The 21,691-nt window shown below is 71.0% G+C and carries 15 protein-coding genes; 10 read left to right on the forward strand and 5 right to left on the reverse strand.

Annotation, left to right across the window (positions count from 1 at the left end):
• Positions 1–133: 133 nt before the first annotated feature.
• The 4 genes from ABT061_RS22500 to ABT061_RS22515 are packed head-to-tail and all read left to right on the forward strand — an operon-like array spanning position 134 to position 8,554.
• A complete protein-coding gene (locus ABT061_RS22500; protein WP_350920969.1) occupies positions 134–1,453 on the forward strand; it encodes a glycosyltransferase family 4 protein in 1,320 nt (439 codons plus the stop codon).
• A complete protein-coding gene (locus tag ABT061_RS22505; RefSeq protein WP_350920972.1) occupies positions 1,450–5,622 on the forward strand; it encodes an alpha-(1->3)-arabinofuranosyltransferase domain-containing protein in 4,173 nt (1,390 codons plus the stop codon). Before ABT061_RS22500 ends, ABT061_RS22505 begins: the two co-directional genes overlap by 4 nt.
• Positions 5,619–6,716: a cell envelope lipid trafficking protein PgfA gene (gene pgfA / locus ABT061_RS22510; protein WP_350920974.1), complete on the forward strand. Its 1,098-nt coding sequence runs from the start codon at positions 5,619–5,621 to the stop codon at positions 6,714–6,716. Before ABT061_RS22505 ends, pgfA (ABT061_RS22510) begins: the two co-directional genes overlap by 4 nt.
• Positions 6,713–8,554 carry a hypothetical protein gene (locus tag ABT061_RS22515; RefSeq protein ID WP_350920976.1) on the forward strand — a complete coding sequence of 614 codons (1,842 nt, stop codon included), beginning with the start codon at positions 6,713–6,715 and terminating at the stop codon, positions 8,552–8,554. Before pgfA (ABT061_RS22510) ends, ABT061_RS22515 begins: the two co-directional genes overlap by 4 nt.
• On the opposite strand, the gene ABT061_RS22520 is transcribed toward ABT061_RS22515, so the two are convergent.
• Positions 8,535–9,323: a class I SAM-dependent methyltransferase gene (locus tag ABT061_RS22520; protein ID WP_451935324.1), complete on the reverse strand. Its 789-nt coding sequence runs from the start codon at positions 9,321–9,323 to the stop codon at positions 8,535–8,537. The two genes, ABT061_RS22515 and ABT061_RS22520, sit on opposite strands and share 20 nt — an antisense overlap.
• A 77-nt stretch (positions 9,324–9,400) precedes the next feature.
• On the opposite strand from ABT061_RS22520, the gene ABT061_RS22525 reads away from it, so the two are divergent.
• The gene (locus tag ABT061_RS22525) at positions 9,401–11,284 is read left to right on the forward strand and encodes a hypothetical protein (protein WP_350920981.1); all 1,884 of its coding nucleotides are present in this window, start codon (positions 9,401–9,403) and stop codon (positions 11,282–11,284) included.
• On the opposite strand, the gene ABT061_RS22530 is transcribed toward ABT061_RS22525, so the two are convergent.
• Positions 11,281–12,444: an acyltransferase family protein gene (locus ABT061_RS22530; RefSeq protein ID WP_350920984.1), complete on the reverse strand. Its 1,164-nt coding sequence runs from the start codon at positions 12,442–12,444 to the stop codon at positions 11,281–11,283. The genes ABT061_RS22525 and ABT061_RS22530 overlap by 4 nt on opposite strands.
• Positions 12,445–12,646: 202 nt before the next feature.
• Here ABT061_RS22530 and pgfA (ABT061_RS22535) point away from each other — a divergent pair, with 202 nt between their 5' ends.
• The 5 genes from pgfA (ABT061_RS22535) (at position 12,647) to ABT061_RS22555 (ending at position 18,058) form a co-directional block, all read left to right on the forward strand.
• Positions 12,647–13,564 (forward strand): cell envelope lipid trafficking protein PgfA, encoded by a 918-nt coding sequence (gene pgfA / locus ABT061_RS22535; RefSeq protein WP_350920986.1) that lies wholly within the window; start codon positions 12,647–12,649, stop codon positions 13,562–13,564.
• A gap of 52 nt (positions 13,565–13,616) precedes the next feature.
• A complete protein-coding gene (locus ABT061_RS22540) occupies positions 13,617–14,567 on the forward strand; it encodes a decaprenyl-phosphate phosphoribosyltransferase (RefSeq protein ID WP_502991464.1) in 951 nt (316 codons plus the stop codon).
• Between the two features lie 49 nt (positions 14,568–14,616).
• Positions 14,617–15,942, forward strand: coding sequence for an FAD-binding oxidoreductase (dprE1, locus tag ABT061_RS22545; RefSeq protein ID WP_350920989.1), 1,326 nt, complete (start codon positions 14,617–14,619; stop codon positions 15,940–15,942).
• Between the two features lie 142 nt (positions 15,943–16,084).
• Positions 16,085–16,831, forward strand: coding sequence for a decaprenylphospho-beta-D-erythro-pentofuranosid-2-ulose 2-reductase (dprE2, locus tag ABT061_RS22550; RefSeq protein WP_350920991.1), 747 nt, complete (start codon positions 16,085–16,087; stop codon positions 16,829–16,831).
• Between the two features lie 114 nt (positions 16,832–16,945).
• Entirely contained in the window at positions 16,946–18,058 is a 1,113-nt protein-coding gene (locus tag ABT061_RS22555; RefSeq protein WP_350920993.1) for an NAD(P)H-dependent flavin oxidoreductase, read from the forward strand.
• A 45-nt stretch (positions 18,059–18,103) separates the two neighbouring features.
• On the opposite strand, the gene ABT061_RS22560 is transcribed toward ABT061_RS22555, so the two are convergent.
• From ABT061_RS22560 to ABT061_RS22570, 3 genes are all read right to left on the reverse strand, one after another.
• Positions 18,104–19,243: a PP2C family protein-serine/threonine phosphatase gene (locus tag ABT061_RS22560; RefSeq protein WP_350920996.1), complete on the reverse strand. Its 1,140-nt coding sequence runs from the start codon at positions 19,241–19,243 to the stop codon at positions 18,104–18,106.
• 741 nt (positions 19,244–19,984) lie between these two features.
• The gene (locus tag ABT061_RS22565) at positions 19,985–20,371 is read right to left on the reverse strand and encodes a VOC family protein (RefSeq protein WP_350920998.1); all 387 of its coding nucleotides are present in this window, start codon (positions 20,369–20,371) and stop codon (positions 19,985–19,987) included.
• 430 nt (positions 20,372–20,801) lie between these two features.
• Positions 20,802–21,368, reverse strand: a complete 567-nt coding sequence (locus tag ABT061_RS22570; protein ID WP_350921000.1) for a DUF1062 domain-containing protein — start codon at positions 21,366–21,368, stop codon at positions 20,802–20,804.
• Positions 21,369–21,691 lie beyond the last annotated feature (323 nt).

Genomic DNA, 21,691 nt, shown 5'->3' on the forward strand with positions numbered 1-21,691 from the left:
GGGGCCGGACAAGGGCCCCTCGGACGCGGTTTTCTCCCAGCCGCTCAGGCTGAACACCAATGGACAGTACGGAGCGTGGCTCCGCCGTGCCCCGAGTCGGGCGCGCGTCGCCGTAGAGGACCGAGGAGACAGTGTGGCCGACACCGTGGCCTTTTCCGGCGGGAACGTGAACGCCGGATCCCGTCTGTTCAACCCGTCGTGGCCCAACCTGAGCATGGAGGTCACCGAGACCCCCGAGGCGTCCCTGCGCGGGGTTCGGGTGGCGGTGCTGAACTTTCGCGAGCCACAGCAGTCGGCGGCCGGCGGCGCCGAGGAGTACGCCTGGCAGGTCAGCCGCTACCTGATCGCCCAGGGGGCCCTGGTCCACTTCGTGACCGGCCGTGAGCCCGGCCAGACCAGGGCCGAGCGGCGCAACGGCGTCGAGCTGCGCAGGATGGGCAACCGCTACCTCGTCTACCTGCTCGTGCCGCTCTGGCTGTTGCTGCACCGCCGCCGCTTCGACGTGGTCATCGACTCGATGAACGGCATCCCGTTCTTCTCCCCCCTCGTGGTACGGCGCCGCACCACGGTGATCTGCCTGGTGCATCACGTGCACGACCGGCAGTTCCACGCCTTCCTGCCCTCCTGGCTGGCCAGGATCGGCTGCTTCATCGAGGGGCCGGTGGCCCGGCTGCTCTACCGCCGCCGCACCACGATCACGGTTTCCGAGTCCTCCAGGACGGACCTCCGTGCCAGGCTGCGCTGGCTGGCCCCGATCCAGGTCGTCCCCAACGGCAGCCCGGTGGCCCGCTCGGTCGCGCGGCATCCCCTGCCCGGCGACCCCGCCGTGGTCTACCTGGGCCGGTTGGTCGGCCACAAGCGGGTCGACCGCGTCGTCGGCCTGGCGGCCGAGCTGGCCGAGAGCCGTCCGGGGCTGCGGGTACACGTGGTGGGCCGCGGGCCTGAGTCCGACGCCCTCGCGGCGGTGGCGGCCGACCTGGGCGTCGCCGACCGCGTGCACCTGCACGGATTCCTCAGCGAGCCGGGCAAGAACGCGGTGCTCGGCTCGGCCCTGCTGAACGTGACCGCCTCGGAGTTCGAGGGCTGGGGTCTCACCGTGATCGAGGCGGCCGCCTTCGGCGTGCCCACGGTCGCCTACGACGTCGCCGGGCTGCGCGACTCGATCAAGGACGGGGTGACCGGCTGGCTGGTCCGGGACGGCGAGACGCTCGCGGACGCGGTGGACCGGGCGATCGGGGAACTGACCGACCCCGTGCGGCGCGCGGCGGTCCAGCAGGCCTGCCGGACCTGGGCAGGCGAGTTCACCTGGGGAAGAACTGGCGCTACTATAACCAGACTTATCGCCACAGAGCTCGCCGTAGCCGCCCGTCGACAGCAGCCCGTGAGCGCTGTGAGTTCGCCGGTCAGGACCCCCGACCTCCATCTCGCCATGGGTGAGACCGACCCCATTTGAGCACCGCATTGACCCCTGACAGCACGGACACCGGGCCCGCCCGGCTTCGACACCGGCTGCACCTGCTGGCCGGCTGCCTCCTGCTCGGGGCCATCGCGTTCAACACCTCGCCCGGCCAGGTCATCTCCGAGACCAAGCTCGACATGGCGCTCAACCCCCTCGGCTTCCTCGCCCGGGCGATGCACCTGTGGGACGGCGCGTTCTTCGGTCACCTGCAGAACCAGGCGCACGGCTACCTGTTCCCGATGGGCCCGTTCTACGCCCTCTTCGAGGCGCTGGACATGCCTCCCTGGAACATCCAGCGCCTGTGGATGACCCTGGTGCTGTGCGCCGCGTTCGTCGGCGTCGAGCGGGTGGCCCGCGCGATGGACATCGGCACCCCCGCCACCCGCGTACTGGCCGGGCTCGCCTACGCCCTGGCGCCGCACGCCGTCACGCTGATCGGGGTCAACTCCTCGGAGTTCCAGCCGAGCGCGGTGCTGCCCTGGATCCTGCTGCCGCTCGTGCACGGTGCCAGACAGCGGGCGAGCCCGCGCAGGGCGGCGGCCCTGTCGGCGCTGGCCTTCCTGTTCGCCGGTGGGATCAACGCCGTGGCCGTGCTCGCCGTGCTGGTCGTGCCGTTGCTGTACCTGCTGACCCGTGAGCGCGGCCCTCGCCGGAGGCACCTGCTGCTGTGGTGGCTGGGTTGTGTGGGTGCGGTGTCGATGTGGTGGCTGCTGCCCCTGCTGGTGATGGGCCGCTACATCTTCTCCTTCCTGCCCTTCATCGAGACCGCCGACGCCACCACGTACGTCACCTCGCTGATCAACGTCCTGCGCGGCACCTCGGGCTGGATCGCGTTCCTGCCGGTCGACGGGGCGGCGTTCCTGCCCGCGGCGTTCGAGCAGGCGACGGGCCCCGTGATGATCGCGCTGACCGCGCTGGTCGCCGGGCTCGGCCTGGCCGGGATCACCGCCCGCGCCACTCCGGAGCGGGGATTCCTCGCGATCAGCCTGCTGGCCGGGGTCGTGATCGTCTCCGCCGGCCACGCCGACGTGCTCGCCCACCCGTGGACCGAGCAGGTGCGGGCACTGCTGGACGGCCCTCTCGCGCCCTTCCGCAACCTGCACAAGTTCGACGCGCTGCTGCGACTCCCGCTCGCCCTCGGCCTGGCCGCCCTGCCACTGGCCGGTCCGGTGCGGTGGCGCAGGCCTGTCCTCGCGGCGTCCGCGGTCCTCGTCGCACTCGGCGCGTCGCCCGTCGCCACCGCGGGCACGACCCCGGCCGGCGCGTTCGAGGACGTGCCCGCCTACTGGCGGGAGGCCGCGACCTGGCTGAACCAGAACGCCGGGGACGGCATGGTGCTGGCCGCCCCCGGATCGCGCCGGGGCGAGTACCTGTGGGGCCGTCCGATGGACGAGCCCATGCAGTCGCTGCTGACCGTGCGCTGGGCCACCCACACCAACGTCCCCTGGGGGTCGCCGGGACTGGCCAGGCTGGTCCAGGCGGTGGACGAGCGCTTCGCCACCGGCCGGGGCTCGCCGGGACTCACCTCGGCGCTGCGCCGGATGGGGGTCAGCCACCTGCTCGTCCGCAACGACCTGGCCAGGGAGAGCCTGGGCACCGCCTGGCCCGCGCGGGTGCACGAGACCATCGCCGAGTCCACCGGTCTGGAACGGGTCGCCGCCTTCGGCCCTGAGCTCGGGACCAGGGCCAGCACGACGGCCGCGGGCTGGTTCGAGCAGCCCTACCAGGCACTGGAGGTCTACGCGGTCCCCGACCCCGCGCCGCTCGTCGCCACGGTGCCCCGCGAGGGAACCCTCAGGGTGACCGGGGCCCCGGAGGCGGCGCTGGCCCTCGCCGAGGAGGACCTGCTTGACGACGACCGGCCCATGGTGGTCGGCGACGAGCCGGGCACGGGCGAGACGCCCCCCGAGGACACCGTGATGACCGACACGCTGCGCCGCCGCGAGATCGTCTTCGGCGACCTGCGCCGGATCGGCACCGCCACGCTCACCGAGGACCAGCCGCTGGAACGTGGCAGGGAGAGCGACCTCACCGACCCCGCCTGGACCGCCGCCACCGCGACCGCCCGCTACTCCAGCATCCTCGACGTGCGGGCCTCCTCCGCCGAGTCGCGGATCGGGGCCGCCGACCGGCGCGACCCCGGGCGGCAGCCGTACGCGGCGCTCGACGCCGACCCGCGCACCGGATGGCGCTCCGACGGCTGGAAGGGAGCCGTCGGGGAGTGGCTGGAGGTGCGCCTCGTCGAGCCCATCGACATGCCGAAGATCACTGTCGCGTTCGAGAGGGGCAGGCTTGGACCCGCCGTGGCGGAGGTCGCCCTGGAGACCGACGCGGGAACGCGCCTGGTGCCGGTCGCGGACTCGGTGGAACCGCAGTTGCTGAACCCGCCGGCCGGCAAGACCTCCCGGTTGCGGATCCGGGTCACCAAGCTGGTCTCGGAGCCCGCGTCGCGGGTCGGCACCCGGGTCGGCATCACCGAGGTCGCGATTCCCGGTGTGCGGGCGACGCGCAGCATCGTCGTTCCCGCCGACGGCGAGCGGGACCCGGGCACGGTGCTGCTGACCCGCCAGGGGTCCGCGTCGCCGTGCATGCACGGCTCGGCGACCTGGACCTGCTCGCCGTCCCTGGAGATCACCGGCGAGGACGGCTCCGGCTTCGACCGCACCTTCACGGTCCGGGACGCGGGGGAACGCGTCGTCACCGGCAGGACGGTGCTCACCGACCCCGCCTCCGCCCATCTGCTCACCACCGTCCCGGGCGTCTACCCCCAGGTGAGCGCCTCCTCCACGCTGGTCGACCATCCGGCCGTGCTCGGCCGCGCGGCCATGGACGGCGACCTGGACACGGCCTGGTACGCCCAGACCACCGACCGCCACCCGACGCTGACCGTCAAGCTCGGCAAGAAGACCACGATCTCGCAGATCATGGTCCTCTTCCCCGACTCGTTCCTGGGGCAGCCGCCGATCAAGGTGAGCGTGCGCGGCGGCGGCCGCACCGCACAGGGCTGGGTCGGCTCCGACGGGCGCGTCTCCTTCGCGCCGATCCGCGCCGACCGCCTGGAGATCGGCTTCATCGCCCCGGCGTCCCGGTCGATCGAGGTGTCGGAGATCACCATCCCGGGGGTGAAACCGCTCGGCTCGCTGGAGCCCTTCCCGCTGAGGCTGCCCTGCGGCTACGGTCCCACGCTCACCGTGAACGGCAACCCGGCGGCCACCGAGATCGTCAGCGGCACGCTGGACGACGTGGTCAACGGCCGCCCGCTCGGCTACCGGACCTGCGAGCCGGTCGAACTGGGCGTAGGGGAGGCGCGGATCAGCGCGTCCCCCAGCGACGCCTTCAGGATCGAGTCGATGGTGGTGCGGACGTCCGACGACGGCGCCCGGGGCGCGGTCACGGCCACGCCCGCCACCGTGCAGGCGTGGGGGCAGGGGGAGCGCCGGGTCCAGGTCTCCGCCACGGCCCCCTCCTACCTGGTGGTCAACGAGAACCACAACGTCGGCTGGCAGGCGTACCTCGACGGCAGGCAACTGAAGCCGGTCAGGCTGGACGGCTGGCGGCAGGCGTGGGAACTGCCTTCGGGCCAGGGCGTCGTGACCATGCGCTACGAGCCTGACTCCGCCTACCGCACGGCGCTGGTCGGCGGCTGGACGCTGGTGCTGCTGGTGGTGGCGCTGGCGCTCATCCGTCCCGCCTGGCCTGCCCGGTCGCCGGGAGCGGGGCCCGTCGCGATCCGGGCGCTCTGGGTCTGGCCGTTCGTCCCGCTTCTCGGCCTGTGGACCGGGGGCTTCGCGGGCGTCGCGATCGTCACCGGGGCGGCACTCCTGTTCGCCTGGCTGGGGGCGGTGGCCCAGGCCAGGCACGCCCGTCTCGGCGTGCTCCCCGGTCTGGCGGGCGCGGTGGCCACGCCCTGGGCACTGGTCGTGCCGACCGGCCTGGCCGGTCTCGCGCTCGCCGTCGGCACCCGGTACGGCGGGGTCGACGCGACCGAGGTGCTCACCGGGCCACTGACCGGTGTGGTGCCGCAGGTGCTCTGCCTGCTGGCGCTCGCCTGGCTGACGGCCTGGCTTCCCGATCGCGCCGCGGCCGAGGCGCCCGCGCCGTCGCGCCGCGGGACGGCCCGGCGGCCCGAACCCGAGTCCGAATCGGTGGTGGTGGGCCGGTGACCCGGGCCGGCATCCCCCGGACGGTGTTCGCGGGCGCGGGCGCCTTCCTGCTCACGCTCGCCGCGCTGCTCCGCTTCTACGTCTACGAGAGCGTGCTGGTCCTGCCGCTGGAGCAGGGCAGGACCTACCGGATGGTCACGCTGGACGCCGACTACTTCGACACCGGCACGCTGACCTCGCACACCGGTGTCCCGCTGGTGTCCACCACGACGTTGAGCGGGGACGCGGGAGCCGGGACCGCCGACACGGCGGTGTGGGTGGAGTTCACCTCGCTGACGACCGCCGCCGGGAACAGGATCGACTACCACGAGCGCCGGACCGCCTTCGACCGCCGTACCGGGATGGCCGTCGACTGCTGCGAGAGCTATGTCGACGAGGACCCCGAGGCCCGGCAGTCGGGCCTGGCCTTCCGCCTGCCGTTCCGCGCCGAGCCGCGCTCGTACCCGATGTACGACACGACGCTCCGGCTGGCCGTCCCGCTCCGCTACGAGCGCCAGGAACAGATCAACGGTCTGCGAACCTACCGTTACACCTACACGGCCGGCCCGGTGAAGATCGAGGACTTCCCCGAGCAGTTCCCCGGCAAGGTGCTGGGACTGCCCGCCTGGCGGGCCATCGGCGTCTCCCGCTACGCCCAGGTGACCCGCACGCTCTGGGTCGAGCCGGAGAGCGGCCTGACCGTGAAGGTGGAGGAACGGCACCGCCAGGGCCTGCGTACCCCCGACGGCATCGAGCGCAAGGAGAGTCTCAGGGCCGACCTGGTGATGTCCGAGGAGGACGTCGACGCCAGGGTCTCCGACGTCCGCGCCTTCACCCGCTGGGTCCTCGTCGTCCGCGACCTGCTGCCCGCTGTCTTCCTCGCCGCCGGACTCCTGCTGGTCCTCTGGGGCCTGCGTCCCCGTAGGCCTCCCCGGGCTCCGGAGCCTGCCGGTGCCGGTCCGGGGCAGCCGGGGCCGGCCGAGCTCGCCGGACCCGCGCGGTCCGCCGACGTCTTCATGGAGCGGGTATGGCCCCCCAAGCCCGCCGATGTCTTCATGGAGCGGGTGTGGCCTCCCAAGGCCGCCGGTGCCGGACCGGAGCGTGAACGCGGATGAGCGGCGGCCAGGTGGAGGTGGAGCTGCGGCTGCCCGGCTGGGTGCACAGCCCGTTCGCGCGGCGGCACGGGCTCACGGTCGCGGCGCTGCTCCTGCTGCTCGCGGGGCTCGCGGTCAAGGGGTGGCTGCTCAGCCGTTCCTATTTCGCCGAGGACGACATCGTCTTCGTCGGCAGGGCGCTGGCCGAGCCCCTCGGCTGGGACCACCTGTTCCGGGTGCACATCGGCCATCTGATGCCGGGCGCCCTCGCCCTGGTCCGGGCCCTGACGGCGATCTCCGCCTACGACTGGGGCCTGGTCTCGATCGTGATCATGGCGCTGTACGCGGGCGCGGCCCTGGCGCTCTACCGGTTGCTGCGCCTGATCTGCGGTGCCAGGCCGCTCATCCTCGTGCCGTTCACCCTCTTTCTGTTCGCACCCGCCAACTTCCAGGCCGGCACCTGGTTCGCGGCGGCGCTCAACATCCTGCCGCTGCAGATCGCCATGATCATGGCGATCCGCTCCCAGCTGCTGCTGATCCGTACCGGCCGCGCCGGACACGCGCTCGCCGGGATCGCCTGGACGTGCGCCGGGCTGCTCTTCTTCGAGAAGGCGCTGCTCATCCCGCCGGTGCTGCTGCTGTTCACGGTGCTGCTGCTGGCAGGCGAGCACGGCGTGGTCGGGGCGGTGCGCAGGCACTGGGCACTCTGGTCGGTCTACCTGGTGGTGGGCGGCGCCTATCTGACCGGTTACCTGCTGGCCTCGGGACGGAGCGGCGGTCAGGGGTTCGCGCTCCCCGAGTTCTACACGGCCATGGAGTACATCGGGAACTTCCTCGGCGGCACGGTGCCGACACTGCTCGTGGGCGGCCCGCTGAGCTGGGGGGCGGAGACCACGGCGGGCCCGCTGGTCGCCCACCGGGCCGTCGAGGTCATCGTGGCCTGGCTGGTCCTGGCGGCCGTCGTCGCGGGCACCTGCCGCAGGCGCCCCGAGGCGGCCGGTGCCTGGGCACTGGCCGTGGGCTACCTGCTGGTCGCGGACGCACTGCTGATCATGTTCAGCCGGTCGGGGTCGGTGCAGCACGCCTTCGAGAGCCGCTACATCGCCGACGCGACGCCGGTGCTCGCCGTCTGCCTGGCCCTGGCCCTGATGCCGTGGCGGAAGACCGGGCCCCCGGGGCAGGACTCACCCGGGAACGGTGCGGTCTCGCCGTTCGTCCTTCCCGCCGCGTGCGCCTACGTGGCGCTCACCCTGGTGTCGGCCGCGGGGTTCGCCCAGGGGCTGCCTGGCGAGCGCAACCGCGCCTACTTCGACGCGGCCCGCGCGGACCTGGCCAGGCTCGGCCCCCAGACGGGTGTCTACCCCTCGCTGATACCCGACCGGATGTTCTTTCCCTGGCAGGCCGTCGAGGACCGGCTGACCTCCCGGGCGCTCAGCCCGCTCGCCGAGGGCGCCCTCGGCGAGCGGATCAGGTACCCGGGGGCGGCTCATCAGGCGGTGACCTTCGACGATCGCGGCCATCTGGTGCCCGCCGCCGTGTTCGGCGCCCAGGTGGCGGCCTGGGACGGCGGCTGCCTCCCGCTGAGCGACCGCACCGCCGTCGCCGACCTGCCCGCCGGGTACGAGGGGAACATCTTCCGCATCGACTACCGGGTGCCGAGGGACACGCGCGCTACGGTGCTCAGGGACGGGCGGCGGACCGAGGTCCCGCTCAGGGCCGGCCAGGACCGGGTCTACCTGCCGGCCGGGGCCGCCTCGGGGCCGGTACGGATCTCGGTCCAGGACGACGGGGTCTGCCTGCGCGCGGTGGTGCTCGGCATGGCGGTACCGGAGGAGGTGGTCAGTGGCGGCGCAGGATGAGCAGCAGGTTCCAGCTCACGATCTCGCGCAGCCCGGGAACGTGGATCACCGGGGTCGCCCAGCGCGGATGGTAGCGGGGCAGGGCGTCCAGGACCGTGGCGTCCGGCTGCCGCTTCGCCCAGCGCAGCGCCGCACCGATCGAGACCGGGTAGAGGCCGGCGCCGTAGCGGTTCTTGGGCGGCTTGCCGTACTTGCGGGTGTAGCGTTCGGCGGCGCGGTGGCCGCCGAGGTAGTGCCAGGGCGAGGTCTCGTGGCCGCCCCAGGGCGAGAGCCAGTTGGTGAAGGACAGGTAGATCACACCACCGGGACGGGTCACCCTGACCATCTCGTCGGCCATCCGCCACGGTTGCGGCACGTGCTCCAGCACGTTGGAGGAGAAGCAGACGTCCACCGAGCCGGTCGCCAGCGGCAGGTCGAGCGCGCTGCCCAGCACGGCGCCCTCCGGGGCGGCGCCCTGGCGGGCCATCATCTCGCCCGCGTCGCAGTCCACGCAGACCGGCCGGGCGCCCACGGACCGCAGCACGTCCGTGAAGTAGCCGGGGCCGCCACCGACGTCGGCGACGAGCGCGCCGTCCAGCTCGGTGTAGGAGGCGAGCTGGGCCACCGTGTCCCTGGCCAGCATGCCGTAGAAGAAGTCCGGGTCGCTCTGCTCCTTGCGGAAGCCGCCGAGCAGGGCGACGGACCGGCCCAGGGTGGCACGGAACGATGCCGGGTGGGTCTCCAACGCTGCTCCTCTACGGAGTAGAACAAACCAGGTGGGGCGGAGCATAACACCGCATCGCCAGCGAACTTTTCACACTCGTAGGGTGTTCCGCCGGAACACGGGGATCAGCAGGGGAGGGGCCAGTGGAGGCCACGGAGACAGAACGGCCGGAGCGGCCGGAGCCACCGGCGCTGCGGATCGTGCTGCCCGGCTGGCTGGCGGCCCTCCGCAGTCCGGTGCTGCTCGGCGCCGCCCTGCTCATCGTGGTGTCGCTGGTGCTGCGGCTGCTGATCCTGCGCGACTCCTACTTCGTCGAGGACGACCTGCTCTTCGTCGGCGACGCCTACCGGAGCGACCTCACCCTCGACTTCGTGACCCGGGTGCACAAGGGCCACTTCATGCCCGGCGCCCTCGCGCTGACCTGGGTGCTCTCGCGCATTGCGCCCTACGACTGGCTGCTGGTGGCCGGTGTCACGTTCGTCGCGCAGGCGCTGCTCAGCGTGCTGGCGCTCCGGCTGCTGCGGATGCTGTTCGGCACCCGGCCGGCGATCCTGCCGCTGCTGACCCTGTTCCTGTTCTCCCCGCTGACGATTCCGGCGTTCGGCTGGTGGGCGGCCGCCATCAACGCGGTGCCGCTCCAGCTCGTCCTGGTACTCGCGCTGACCGACCAGGTCCGCTTCGCCCGCGGCGAGGGCACCCGGTACGGCCGGCACGCGCTGGCGTGGTGCGTGGTCGGCATGGCCTTCAGCACCAAGGGGGTCTTCGTCACCTTCCTGCTCTTCGCCCTGACCACCGCCTTCCTGCGGGAGCGGGAGAAGGGCTGGATCACCTCGGCGCTCGGCGAGGTGCGGCGGCACTGGCGGCTCTGGTCGGCGCACGTGATGGTGCTCGCCACCTACACGATCCTCTACCTCGCCAGGATGAGCACGGCGCCGGGGGAGGGCGCCTCGGTGCCCGATCCCGGCGTGACCGCCGACCTGCTCTCGCTTCTGCTGGGCCGGACGTTCCCCAGCGGGGCGATCGGGGGTCCGGTCGACTGGGCGCCGACCCCGACCGGCGGCCTGACCGCCCCCTCCGACGCCCTCGTCGCCGTCTCCTGGGCGGTCCTGGCGGTCCTGCTTGTGATCACCGTTTGCTACCGGCGCCGCGCGCTGCGGGCGTGGCTCGTCCTGGGCGGCTACCTGCTGCTCGCCGACGCGATCCCCACGGTGATCGCCCGGGGCAACTACACGTCGCTGGTGGGCCTGGAGAGCCGTTACGTCGCGGACGCGGTGGTCGTCCTGATGATCTGCCTGGGGCTCGCCCTGCTGCCGGTCAGCGGGGAGAGCGGTGCCTACCGCCGCGCGCTGCCCGCGCGGTCCTCGCTCGTCCTCGCCGCGGGGTTGACCTCGGGTGCCTACCTCATGCTGTCGGTGATCTCGATCGGGGCCTATCGGGACACCCTCACCGGCGACCACGTCCGGACATATCTTGAAACGGTCGCCGGGCAGCTCGCCGCGGCGCCGGACAATGTGGTGATCTATCCGACCCCGGTCCCCGACGACATCGTGCTCCCGGTCAACGGCGAGCGGCGGCTCAGCAGCCATCTGCTCGCCCCGCTGGCCCGCCCGACCGTACGGGTCAGGATGGCGCACCCGGAACCCTCGGAGGACGCCAAGGTCTTCAACCGTGAAGGCAGGCTGGTGCGGATGAGCATCTTCGGCTTCCTGGCCACCCGGGGCGAGGGCGAGCAGTGCATACGGACCCTGGACGGCACCGCGTTCTTCCCCGACGCGGTCTCCTTCGGCGGGAAGGCCACGGCGGGCGCGCTGGTCTACATCTCCGACCGGCCGGTCTCGGTGACCGTGCAGGTCGGTGAGGAACGGATCGTGCTCAGCCTGCAGCAGACCTCCGGCGGCCTCGTCCACTTCCCGGTGACGGGGGTGGGCAAGGGGATGAAGATCGTGATGGACGACCCGACGGCCCCGCTCTGCATGACCGGCGTCGCCCTCGGGGCGCCGGTCGCCGAAGGCGAGCAGCCCTCCTAGCCCTCCGCCGGCGCGGGGCGGAGGGGCGGGCGCACGAGGCGGTTGAGGCGCTGGGCGGGCCGTTCCACGAACCGGTAGGTCAGGGTGGCCATCACGAGCGTCATGACGGTGATGGGTACCAGGTTGCCCAGGAAGTTGCCGGAGAACTGCTGCTGCTCGGTGAAGCCGTACCACAGGTAGATGGCCACGAACTGCCAGAGGAAGACGCCGTAGGAGATGCGGCCGAGGAAGCCCATCACCGGGTTGGCGAGCAGGACCTTCACCGGTGAGTCGCCCGGCGGTGGCAGCGTGGCCGGGACGAGCAGGCACAGGGCCACGATCGCGTAGAGGGCCAGCTCGAACAGGCCCGACCAGACGCCGTCGATGCCGAGGAAGCGGGTTCCGGTCACGGGGGAGGCGGCGACGGCGTACGCCAGGGCGGCGACCAGCCACCACGAGCCGGGGGAGGCCCACACCGCCCGTTCGAAACGCCGGGCGGGGGAGTCGGTGTCCGGGGTGGCGCGTATCCAGGCCAGCACCACGGCCAGCGCCATCCCCACGGCGAAGAAGATCATCGACCGGGGCGGCCAGCTGTTCAGGAAGGGCCGGTACTCCGGGTAGTAGGTCAGCAGTGTCCAGGCGAAGGAGAGCGCGATCAGCACGCCCAGGCCCATCAGCAGCCGCCGGGCCCGCCGGTGCGCGTCCGCCCCGCCGCGCCGGGCGAAGGCGGCCAGGCCCGCCGCGAGCAGGGGGAGCAGCAGGTAGAAGGCCACCTCGACGGAGAGGCTCCACATCTGGGCCAGGCCCTGGGGCCCCAGGCCGAACCACCAGGTCTCGGTGACGTAGTTCTGGTTGAGGGTCAGCAGCGTCAGCCAGCTCCAGGCGTCGGAGGTGTGGTCGCGTGACCAGATGAACATGGCCACCACGACCACCAGCCAGTAGGCGGGCAGGATGCGCACCGCCCGCTTCCACAGGTAGACGCGGGTGCGGACGGCGGGGGTCCGGCACAGCAGCGCGGCCGCGTAGGGGCGGTAGAGCAGCAGACCGGAGAGCGCGAAGAAGATCGGCACCGCCACGTCGCCGCGGGAGAGCAGCGCGCCGGTGAAGCCTTCGCGGAGCGCGGCACCGGACTCGCTCGCGACGTGGAAGACGAGCACCGCGAGCGAGGCAACGGCGCGCACGCCGTCCAGAGTGTCCAGATGACCGACTATTTTGGATGGAACCTGCGGAGAGAGCTGTTCCGATCTAGAACTTGTTTCGGTCACTTTTCCGCATCCCCCGGTGACGTCGATCACTCTCTGCACCTAACATACTGGTCAGTAGCCTTGTCAATCCACATATTTCCCCCCAAACCCCCCATGCTGTAATCCCCCAGGAGGGTAGATGCGTCGGGTCGTCGGAGTAATCCTGTTAGCCGTCGGGGCGTTCCTCATTGTGCTCGCGCCACTGGTGCGTTTCCAGATCGGCGGCAGCCTGATCGCGGCTCCGGCCGCCCAATACGGGATCAGCAAGCTGGAGGCCACCGGAGCGCAGTACTTCAGCGCCAAGGACCTCAAGGTGATGACCGGCGACCTCGCCATCACCGTCACCACCCGCGGGGACGTGTCCCAGTCCCAGGGCGACCGGGTCGTCTGGGACGAGTTCACCGCGGTCAACGACCCGACGAACGGTAACCCGGGCATCGCGCTCAACGAACGGCGTAGCGCCTTCAACAAGTACACCGGCGAGGGCATCAACTGCTGCGCGGTGAATATCGACAAGAAGCCCAGCAAGCTTGAAGGCCAGATCTACAAGTTCCCCTTCGACGTCGAGAAGAAGACCTACAAGGTCTTCAACTCCACCGCGGGCATGGCCTTCGACGCCACGTTCGTCGGCGAGGAGGACGTCAACGGCCTGCCGGCGTACAAGTTCGAGCAGGTGGCTCCGGAGACGAAGACCGAGACCCGCACCGTCCCCGCCTCGATCATGGGCGTGACGGACGTGACGGGCGACGTCCAGGTGGACCGGTTCTACGAGGGCAAGAACACCTACTGGATCGAGCCGGTGACCGGCTCGCCGGTCAAGCAGGAGCAGCAGCGCAACGACGTCCTGAGGACCCAGGACGGCGCCCACAGCATCATCGCCTTCGCGGCGACGGCCAAGATGACCCCGCAGACCGTCGACGAGCTGGTGCGCAACGCCACCGAGGGCAAGAGTCAGATCACCCTGCTCAAGGTGACGATCCCGGTGATCCTGCTGCTGGTGGGCCTCGCCCTGCTGGTCACCGGATTCCTCCTGGTCCGCAGGACCGGCCGGGGCTGACGATCGGAATGCGGTGAGCTCCGGTGACCGGATCCTGGCGAGCCAGGATCCGGTGAACGAGAAAGCGGTGGCCGCGTGGCCGTCGGCGAATCCGCCGACGGCCGCCCTGGCCGCGCCGGAGCTCCCCCTCCCGGGCGCCCGGCGCCTCTCGCCCGTCGCCCTTGTCCGGGCCTGCCGCCCGCGCCAGTGGCTGAAGAACGCCCTGGTGTTCGCGGCCCCGGCGGCGGCCGGCGTGCTGGGGACCGCCCAGGGCCTGCTGGGCGCGCTGATCGCCTTCGTGGCGTTCTGCCTGGCCGCCGGCGGCACCTACCTGCTCAACGACGCCGCCGATGTCGAGGCCGACCGCCGCCACCCGCGCAAGCGCCACCGCCCCATCGCGGCGGGTCTGGTCTCGGTACGGCTCGCCTGGATCGTCGGAGCCCTGCTCGTCGTGCTCGCCCCGGTGTTCGCCGCGCTGTCGGGTGACTGGCGGCTGCCGGCCGTCGTCGTCGGATACCTGGCGCTGACCTTCGCCTACACCTACTGGCTCAAGCACGAGGTGGTGGTGGACCTGGTCGCGGTCGCGGGCTGCCACGTGATCCGCGCCTTCGCCGGGGCGGTCGCCGTGGACGTGCCGGTGACGAGCTGGTTCCTTGTGGTGATCTCGCTCGGCTCGCTCCAGCTCGTGGCGGGCAAGCGGGAGGCCGAGCTGCGCGCCGCCGCCGGCGGCAACTCCACCCGGGCCATCCTGGCCGCCTACACTCCCGGCTACCTGGCCGGTGTCCGGATGATGTCGTCAGGCGCCATGATCGTGACCTACTGCCTGTGGGCGCTCAACGACCACCCCGGCCCGTTCTACGGGATCAGCATCGTGCCCTTCCTGCTCATCGTGCTGCGGCACAATCTGCTGGTGGACAGGGGTGTGGGGGAGGAGCCCGAGGAACTCGCCCTGCGCGACCGGCCCACGCAGGTGTTCGTCGCGCTCCTGCTCGTCTCGCTCGCCTTCGGGATCTACCTGCCTTGACCTCCTCTCCAGGGCCGAGGCCCGAGTTCTCCACGCTCAAGGAGGTTCGATGACCTTCCTGACCGGCTGGGGCCGTACCGCGCCGACCCCCGCGCGTCTGGCCAGGCCCCGTTCCGCCGAGGAGGTCGCCGAGCTGGTACGGCGGGCACCGGGCCGGGGCGTCGCGGTCCGGGGACTCGGCCGATCCTACGGCGACGCCGCGCAGAACTCCGGCGGCCTGGTCCTCGACTGCACCGCGCTGACCTCGTGGTCCCTGGACGGGACAACCGGCCTGGTCACCGCCGCCGGTGGGCTGAGCCTGCACGATCTGATGGCCGCTCTGGTGCCCCTGGGCTGGTTCGTCCCGGTCACCCCGGGCACCAGGTACGTGACGGTCGGCGGGGCCGTGGCGGCCGACGTGCACGGCAAGAACCACCACGCCGACTCCTCCTTCGGCGCTCACCTGCGCTCCCTCACCCTGGTCACGGCCGACGGCGCCGGCCGTACGCTGGCGCTGGGCGACGAGCTGTTCTGGGCCACGGTCGGTGGGATGGGGCTCACCGGTGTGATCACCGAGGCGGTGTTCCAGTGCCTGCCGATCGAGACCTCCCGGGTACGGGTGGACGTCGAGCGCACCCGGGACCTGGACCACACGCTGGAGACGATGGCGGCCACCGATCACCGTTACCGCTACACGGTCGCCTGGATCGACCTGCTCGCCGCGGGCGCCCGGATGGGCCGCAGCGTGCTCACCAGGGGAGACCACGCGACCCGCGACGAGCTGCCGCGCGGCGCCGACCCGCTGGCGTTCGCTCCCGGTTTCGCGGTGAAGGCCCCCGCCTGGGCGCCGAACGGGCTGCTCAACCAGGTGACCGTACGGGCCTTCAACGAGGCCTGGTACCGGAAGTCACGCCCCGGCACCGGTCTCATCCAGGGACTCGCGCCGTTCTTCCACCCGCTGGACTCGGTGGACGGCTGGAACCGGGTCTACGGCTCGCACGGCTTCGTCCAGTACCAGTTCCTGGTGCCGTTCGGCGAGGAGGCGACGCTGCGGCGGATCGTCTCGCGGCTGTCGGCCGACGGGGTGGTCTCCTTCCTCACGGTGCTCAAGCGGTTCGGCCCCGGCACGCCGGGGATGCTGTCGTTCCCGGCCCCCGGCTGGACGCTCGCCCTGGACATCCCCGCCGGTCGGCGAGGGCTGGCCGGGCTGCTGCGCGAGTTCGACGGCTGGGTGGCGGGGGCGGGCGGGCGGATCTACCTGGCCAAGGACTCGCGGATGTCGGCCGAGACGATGGCCGCGATGTACCCCCGGCTGGCAGAGTGGCGAGGGATCCGTGACGAGGTGGATCCGGCCGGGGTGTTCCGCTCGGACCTGTCGAGAAGACTCTCCCTGTGAGCCGCGGTCGCGTGGCGTGCCGTGCGGCTCGGCCCCCGTGGCGGGCGAGCGGACAGGTCCCAGTCCCGGGACGCCGAGGAGGACCGCCCGTCGACTTCCTCCCCAAGGCTGCGGCCCGGGGGCTCCACGCTGGAGGTATTCGATGAGGAACGCCCTGGGCGCGGTGGACACCGTGCTGCTGCTGGGTGGGCGCAGTGAGATCGGGCTGGCGATCGTCGAGCGGCTGGTCCGCGACGGTGCCCGCCGGGTCGTGCTCGCCGCCCGTGACGCCACCGCCGGGCCGCCCCCGGTGATCGGGGCCGCCGAGGTGCACCTGCTGGACTTCGACGCCTCCCGGCCCGAGACGCACGGCGAGGTGATCGAGGCCGCCGCGAAGCTGGTCGGTGACCTGGACGTGGTCATCCCCGCCTTCGGCGTGCTGGGCAGCCAGCAGACCTACGACGCCGATCCGGTGGCCGCCGCCGAGGCGGTCGCGGTCAACTACGGCGGGCACGTGTCCGCCGGGCTCTTCGCCGCGCGGCGGCTGCGCGAGCAGGGCCACGGCACGCTGGTGGTGCTCTCCTCGGTGGCCGGGGTGCGGGTGCGCCGGGCCAACTTCGTGTACGGCTCGGCCAAGGCGGGCCTGGACGGGTTCGCGCAGGGGCTGGGTGACGCCCTGCACGGATCGGGTGCCCGGGTGATGGTGGTCCGGCCTGGTTTCGTGATCGGCAGGATGACCGAGGGGATGTCTCCCGCGCCGATGTCGTCCACTCCTGGCCAGGTCGCCGACGCGGTGATCGCCGGGTTGCGCTCGGACGCCGAGGTCGTCTGGGTTCCCGGCGGGCTGCGGGTGTTCTTCGCGGTGATGCGCGTGCTGCCGCGCGCGATCTGGCGCCGAATGCCTCGGTGAAACAGGTTCTTGTTGTAGTTTCCCGGCAATGTTTTGATTTCCCGACAATACCGACGAAATATTCTAGACTAGAACACGTTGCAGTTCGCCGGAGGCGGGTCGTACCGTGGGCGCATGCGGACACGTGTCACGGACATGCTCGGGATCGAACTTCCGATATTCGCTTTCAGCCACTGCCGGGACGTCGTCGTCGAGGTCAGTCGCGCCGGCGGGATGGGCGTGCTCGGCGCGCTCTACTTCACCCCGGAAGAGCTCGAGATGGAGCTCAAGTGGATCGACGACCACGTCGACGGTAAGCCGTACGGCGTCGACGTGGTCATGCCCGCCTCCTACGCGGGAGCCGACCTGGGCGTCGACTCGCCCGAGGATCTGCTGGGACGGCTCCAGGGGATGATCCCCGAGGGGCACCGCGCGTTCGTCGACGACCTGCTGACCTCGCACGGCGTCGGTCCGCTGTCCGGCGAGGAGGCCGGCCGGGCTCTGCTCGGCTGGACCGACGCCACCGCCCGGCCGCAGGTCGAGGTGGCGCTGCGGCACCCGATCGCGCTGCTGGCCAACGCCCTCGGCCCGCCGCCCGCCGACGTGGTCGAGCTGGCGCACGCCAAGGGCGTGAAGGTGGCGGCGCTGGCGTCCACCCCCCGGCACGCCGTCAAGCAGGTCGAGGTCGGCGTGGACATCGTCGTCGCGCAGGGCACCGAGGCGGGCGGGCACACCGGGGAGATCTCCACGATGGTGCTCATCCCGCAGGTGGTGGACGCGGTGGACGTGCCCGTACTGGCCGCGGGAGGAATCGGCAACGGCCGCCAGATGGCGGCGGGCATGGCGCTCGGAGCCGAGGGGGTGTGGACCGGTTCCATCTGGCTCGCCGTCGAGGAGGCCGACACCCCCGCGATGGCCAAGCAGCGCATCCTGGAGGCCACCTCACGCGACACCGTGCGCTCCCGCTCGTGGACGGGCAAGCCCGCCCGGTTGCTCAGGAACGAGTGGACCGACGCCTGGGAGGCGCCCGACTCGCCCGGCACCCTGCCGATGCCGCTGCAGTTCATGCTGATCTCCGACGCGCTCCGCCGCATCGCCCGCTCCGACGCCGCCGAGCTGGCCACCTTCCCGGCGGGTCAGATCATCGGGACCATGAACCAGGTACGGTTGACCAAGGACGTGGTGTTCGGGCTGGTGGAGGAGTACATCGAGGCCACCGAGCGGCTGGGACGGCTGACCGGGGAGTAGCGCGGGTTCGTGGCCCGCCGCGCTCTCCGTTCCGGGTGCACATGATCAATGGGTGGTCATGGGCGTGCCGGGGGAGTTCCGGCGGATGGCCAGTACGGCGACGTCGTCGCGGAGGTTGCCCCGGGTGTGTCGGAGCAGTTCGGTCTGGAGGGTGCCGACCACCTGATCGGGGGAGGCGTCATGCCAGTGGGCCAGACGGTCCTCCAGGGGGTAGAAGACGCCGGACGGGTCACGGGCCTCGGTGACGCCGTCCGTGCAGAGCAGCAGGGTCGCACCGGGAGGGAAGTCGAACCATTCGACGGCACGTGGTTGCGAGGTGAGGGAGCCCAGCCCCAGGGGGACGCCCGGATCACGGAAGAGAACCGGGCCGACCCGCTCGCCGTACAGGATGTACAGCGGAACATGGCCGCAGTTGACGGCCTGGGCCTTGTACCCGCTGTCTACGCTCAGTATGAGGGCGGTGACGAAGCGTTCGGGTTCGCCGGCCTGCTTCGCGAAGGCGTTGTGCCGCAGCACGGCATTTTCCAGTGCGTCCACCACCGCCGGGAGAGCCGGTTCCCGGAAGGCCGCCTCCCGGAAGGCGCCCAGCACCGCGAAGGCGGTGCCGATGGCGGGCAGGCCCTTGCCCTGGACATCGGCGATGAGCACCCGGCTGCCGTACGACGAGGCCACGATCTCGTAGATGTCGCCCCCGACCATGCTGTCCTCCTCCGCGGGCTCGTACAGCCCGTCGACCAGGAGCTGGTCGGTGAGCAACGGCAGCGGGCGCAGGATCTGCCGTTGCAGGGCCGCCGACGCCGAGCGCAGCCGGGCGATCTCCTCGTTCTTGCGGATCCGCCACCGGCCTCCCGCGACGCTCAACCCCCCGAGCACGACGGAGAAGGCGATCAATGACAGATTGGCGGCCGGCTGCAACGGGTGGTAGAGCACCGAGCCGGTAACGACGAGGACGACCCATCCGGCGGTGAGGAAGGTCTGCCGCACCGTCCCCACCCCGGCGACGAAGGCGGGCAGGATGATGAGGAAGGGGGCCAGCCGGCTCTCTCTGTCGCTCAGGTAGCCGGACACCAGGACAAGCACGGTGAGGCCAAGGAGCCAGTACAGCAGAACGGTGGAACTGAGCGCGGAGGAGGTGATCCCGCTCCGTTTCCCGCCGCTCTCCGGCGGGCCGTCAGAAGTGCGCACCGTTGCTCCTGCTCTCCGTTGTCGAGGTTCGGCCGGAGGGACCTCGACACTTGCCCGGCCTTGGCGGAACGGCACGCGCCATCTCGTGGTGCGCGGGGGGCGGCGTTCCACCTCTCTTCTCGCATCGTAGAACGGACTCCGGTGACTCTCGCGTTCACGTGCGCTCCTCGGCGCGGTTCCGCTGTAACCGGCTCGTTCGAGGGGCCTGGTCGATCCCTCGGTGTCACCCGCGTTCAGTCGACCATCGTGCGTGCCCCGGGCGCGGGGGGCGATGAGTTGGCCGGTCGGGTGTGCGCGCTCCGGTGGGTGGGCGTTCCGGGCGGCCGTCTCAGTCGCTGTCCTGCGATTTCAGGCCTCCGGCCTGGCGGGCGCGGTGGTTTCGGGACTTTATACGCCGCCCGGAACACCCACCCACCTCCGCGCCATGTCGTCTCGCCGTACGGGGAGCGGACCGTAGCCGCTTTCTTCCGGGCCGCCCGGTGCTCTCCGCACGGCTGAAGCAATCCGCTGGAGGCCGGTGCCGGGGCGGCCGCCGTAGCTGAAGCCTCTCTTTCGAAAGGAGCACAGGGGCACCCGCCGTAGAAGCGCAGGGTCGCTCGCTATGGAGAGGTGGGGGAGGGGCCGCTCCCCTTTTCTGAGGGGTTCAGGGCCGGATCCGGAAGGGGGCAGGGCAGGATCACGCGCCGTGGAGGAGTGGGAACAGCCCGATGGACGACCCTTGCCAGGGGTCAGGGGGCCGCGTCATCCGCCGCTGCCGTAGGGGCGGGTGATGATCTCCAGGTTGTGGTGGTTCGGGTCCTCGAAGTAGAGGCCGCGGCCGCCGTCGTGGTGGTTGATCTGCCCGACCTGCCGGTGGAAGGGGTCGGCGTAGTAGGTGATGCCGGCCTGCTGGATCCGTCCGAAGATGGCGTCGAACTCCTTCTCGGAGACCAGGAAGGCGTAGTGCTGGGTGGTGATCTGTTCCTCGTGGCTGTCGGCGAAGTCCAGGGTGACGCCGTTACCGGTCGCCACCGGGATGAAGGGCCCGTAGGGGGCCCCGACCTCAAGGCCCAGGACGCCTGCCAGGAACTCGGCGGACGCCTTCTTGTCACGGGCCGCCACGATGGTGTGGTTCAACTCAACTGGCATGGTGAAATCCTTCCCCGAAACGGACGAGATGGTCGGCCTCTGAGGCTCCTACCCGGCAGATGGTGTGGCGAGTCACCTTCATGGCCCGTCCCTCACCACCGGGCCGAACCCGCCTGCCGCTTGGGGCGTGACCAGGTCATTTGCGGTGCGGGTCGTTGCTTGTGGACATCGGACCCGGACCTGCGGGTGAAGCGATTTCGCGGCAGTCTCCATCGCAGCGGCGGGAGCCTCTCACCGGATGCGCCACAAGCATGTGTTCGGGAGATCAGCCGTTTCCGCTGTCAGCGGAGAAAGGCAGTTTCCCGAACACGAGGCAGAGGAGGTCATCGCCCGCGATCTGCTTCGCCGACTTGGGGGAAACAGATCGCGGGCGATGACGGACGGGTCGGCCACGACCGGCGGACAGGGATTCGGTACGAGATCCGGGCGGCTACACCGTCCTGCTCCCGCCCTGAGCGGCGGGAAGGACGACAAAAGTGAAGTTCGTGGTCGTGGTGCGGTTGAGGCGGACATCGGACTTGATCCGGCGTTCGGTTTCGCTCCGGCTGATGCCGAGGCCGTGGGCGATCAGCCGCTCCGGGCGGATGGGCACGGGGTCAAGGAACTCGACCTCCACCCGGATCGGCCAGCTCGGGTCCGCCGGCGGATGCGGTGGTGACGTATACAGACGCCATGCGTCCTTCCAGTCGAGGCTGAACCGGTTGCGCCGGGCGATCAACGGGTCCAGGAGCGTCTGGATGACGAGCGCCGGATCGTTGGTTTCGAACGCGTGGAGCTGGACGGGATCAATGGAGCGAACCGGGACTCGCTCGCGTACGGTGATCTTCGAGGTCTGATCGCAGGAGACGCAGCGGACGAGAAGCCACACGTCGAGAAGCTTGCCGTTGGCGTTCACCCGGAACTTGCCCTCCGCGACGGTGGCCACCGCCGAGCGGCACTCCAGGCAGTGGAAGTGCAGTAGGGGCAGGCGAGTCCGCCGTACGGTCCAGGACAGCACGGAATGATCTCTATGGGGTTGTGAGGACATGATCTCTCTCGGACCTGACGAAGGCCGTGGTCACACGGCCTGAAACGCTGAAGAGCCGGGGGTCCCGGCAGAGCCGTCAGTTGCGGCACGCAGGAACGGGACAGCCCGGTAGTACCGACGGAGTCGGTGACGAAGCGCTTTGGAAAGGTGTCAGGCGGAGAGAGCAGGCGGGGTCACGCGGGTGTCCTCACGACGGATTCGACGATGCCGATCGCAAGCTATGTGATCACTTGTCGAGCCGCAACCGATTTGTTCACCCGATGGCAGGCCGGTGACTGTCAACAGCCGGGCAG

It is taken from the genome of Streptosporangium sp. NPDC002544 (assembly GCF_040295965.1).
GTDB lineage: Bacteria > Actinomycetota > Actinomycetes > Streptosporangiales > Streptosporangiaceae > Streptosporangium.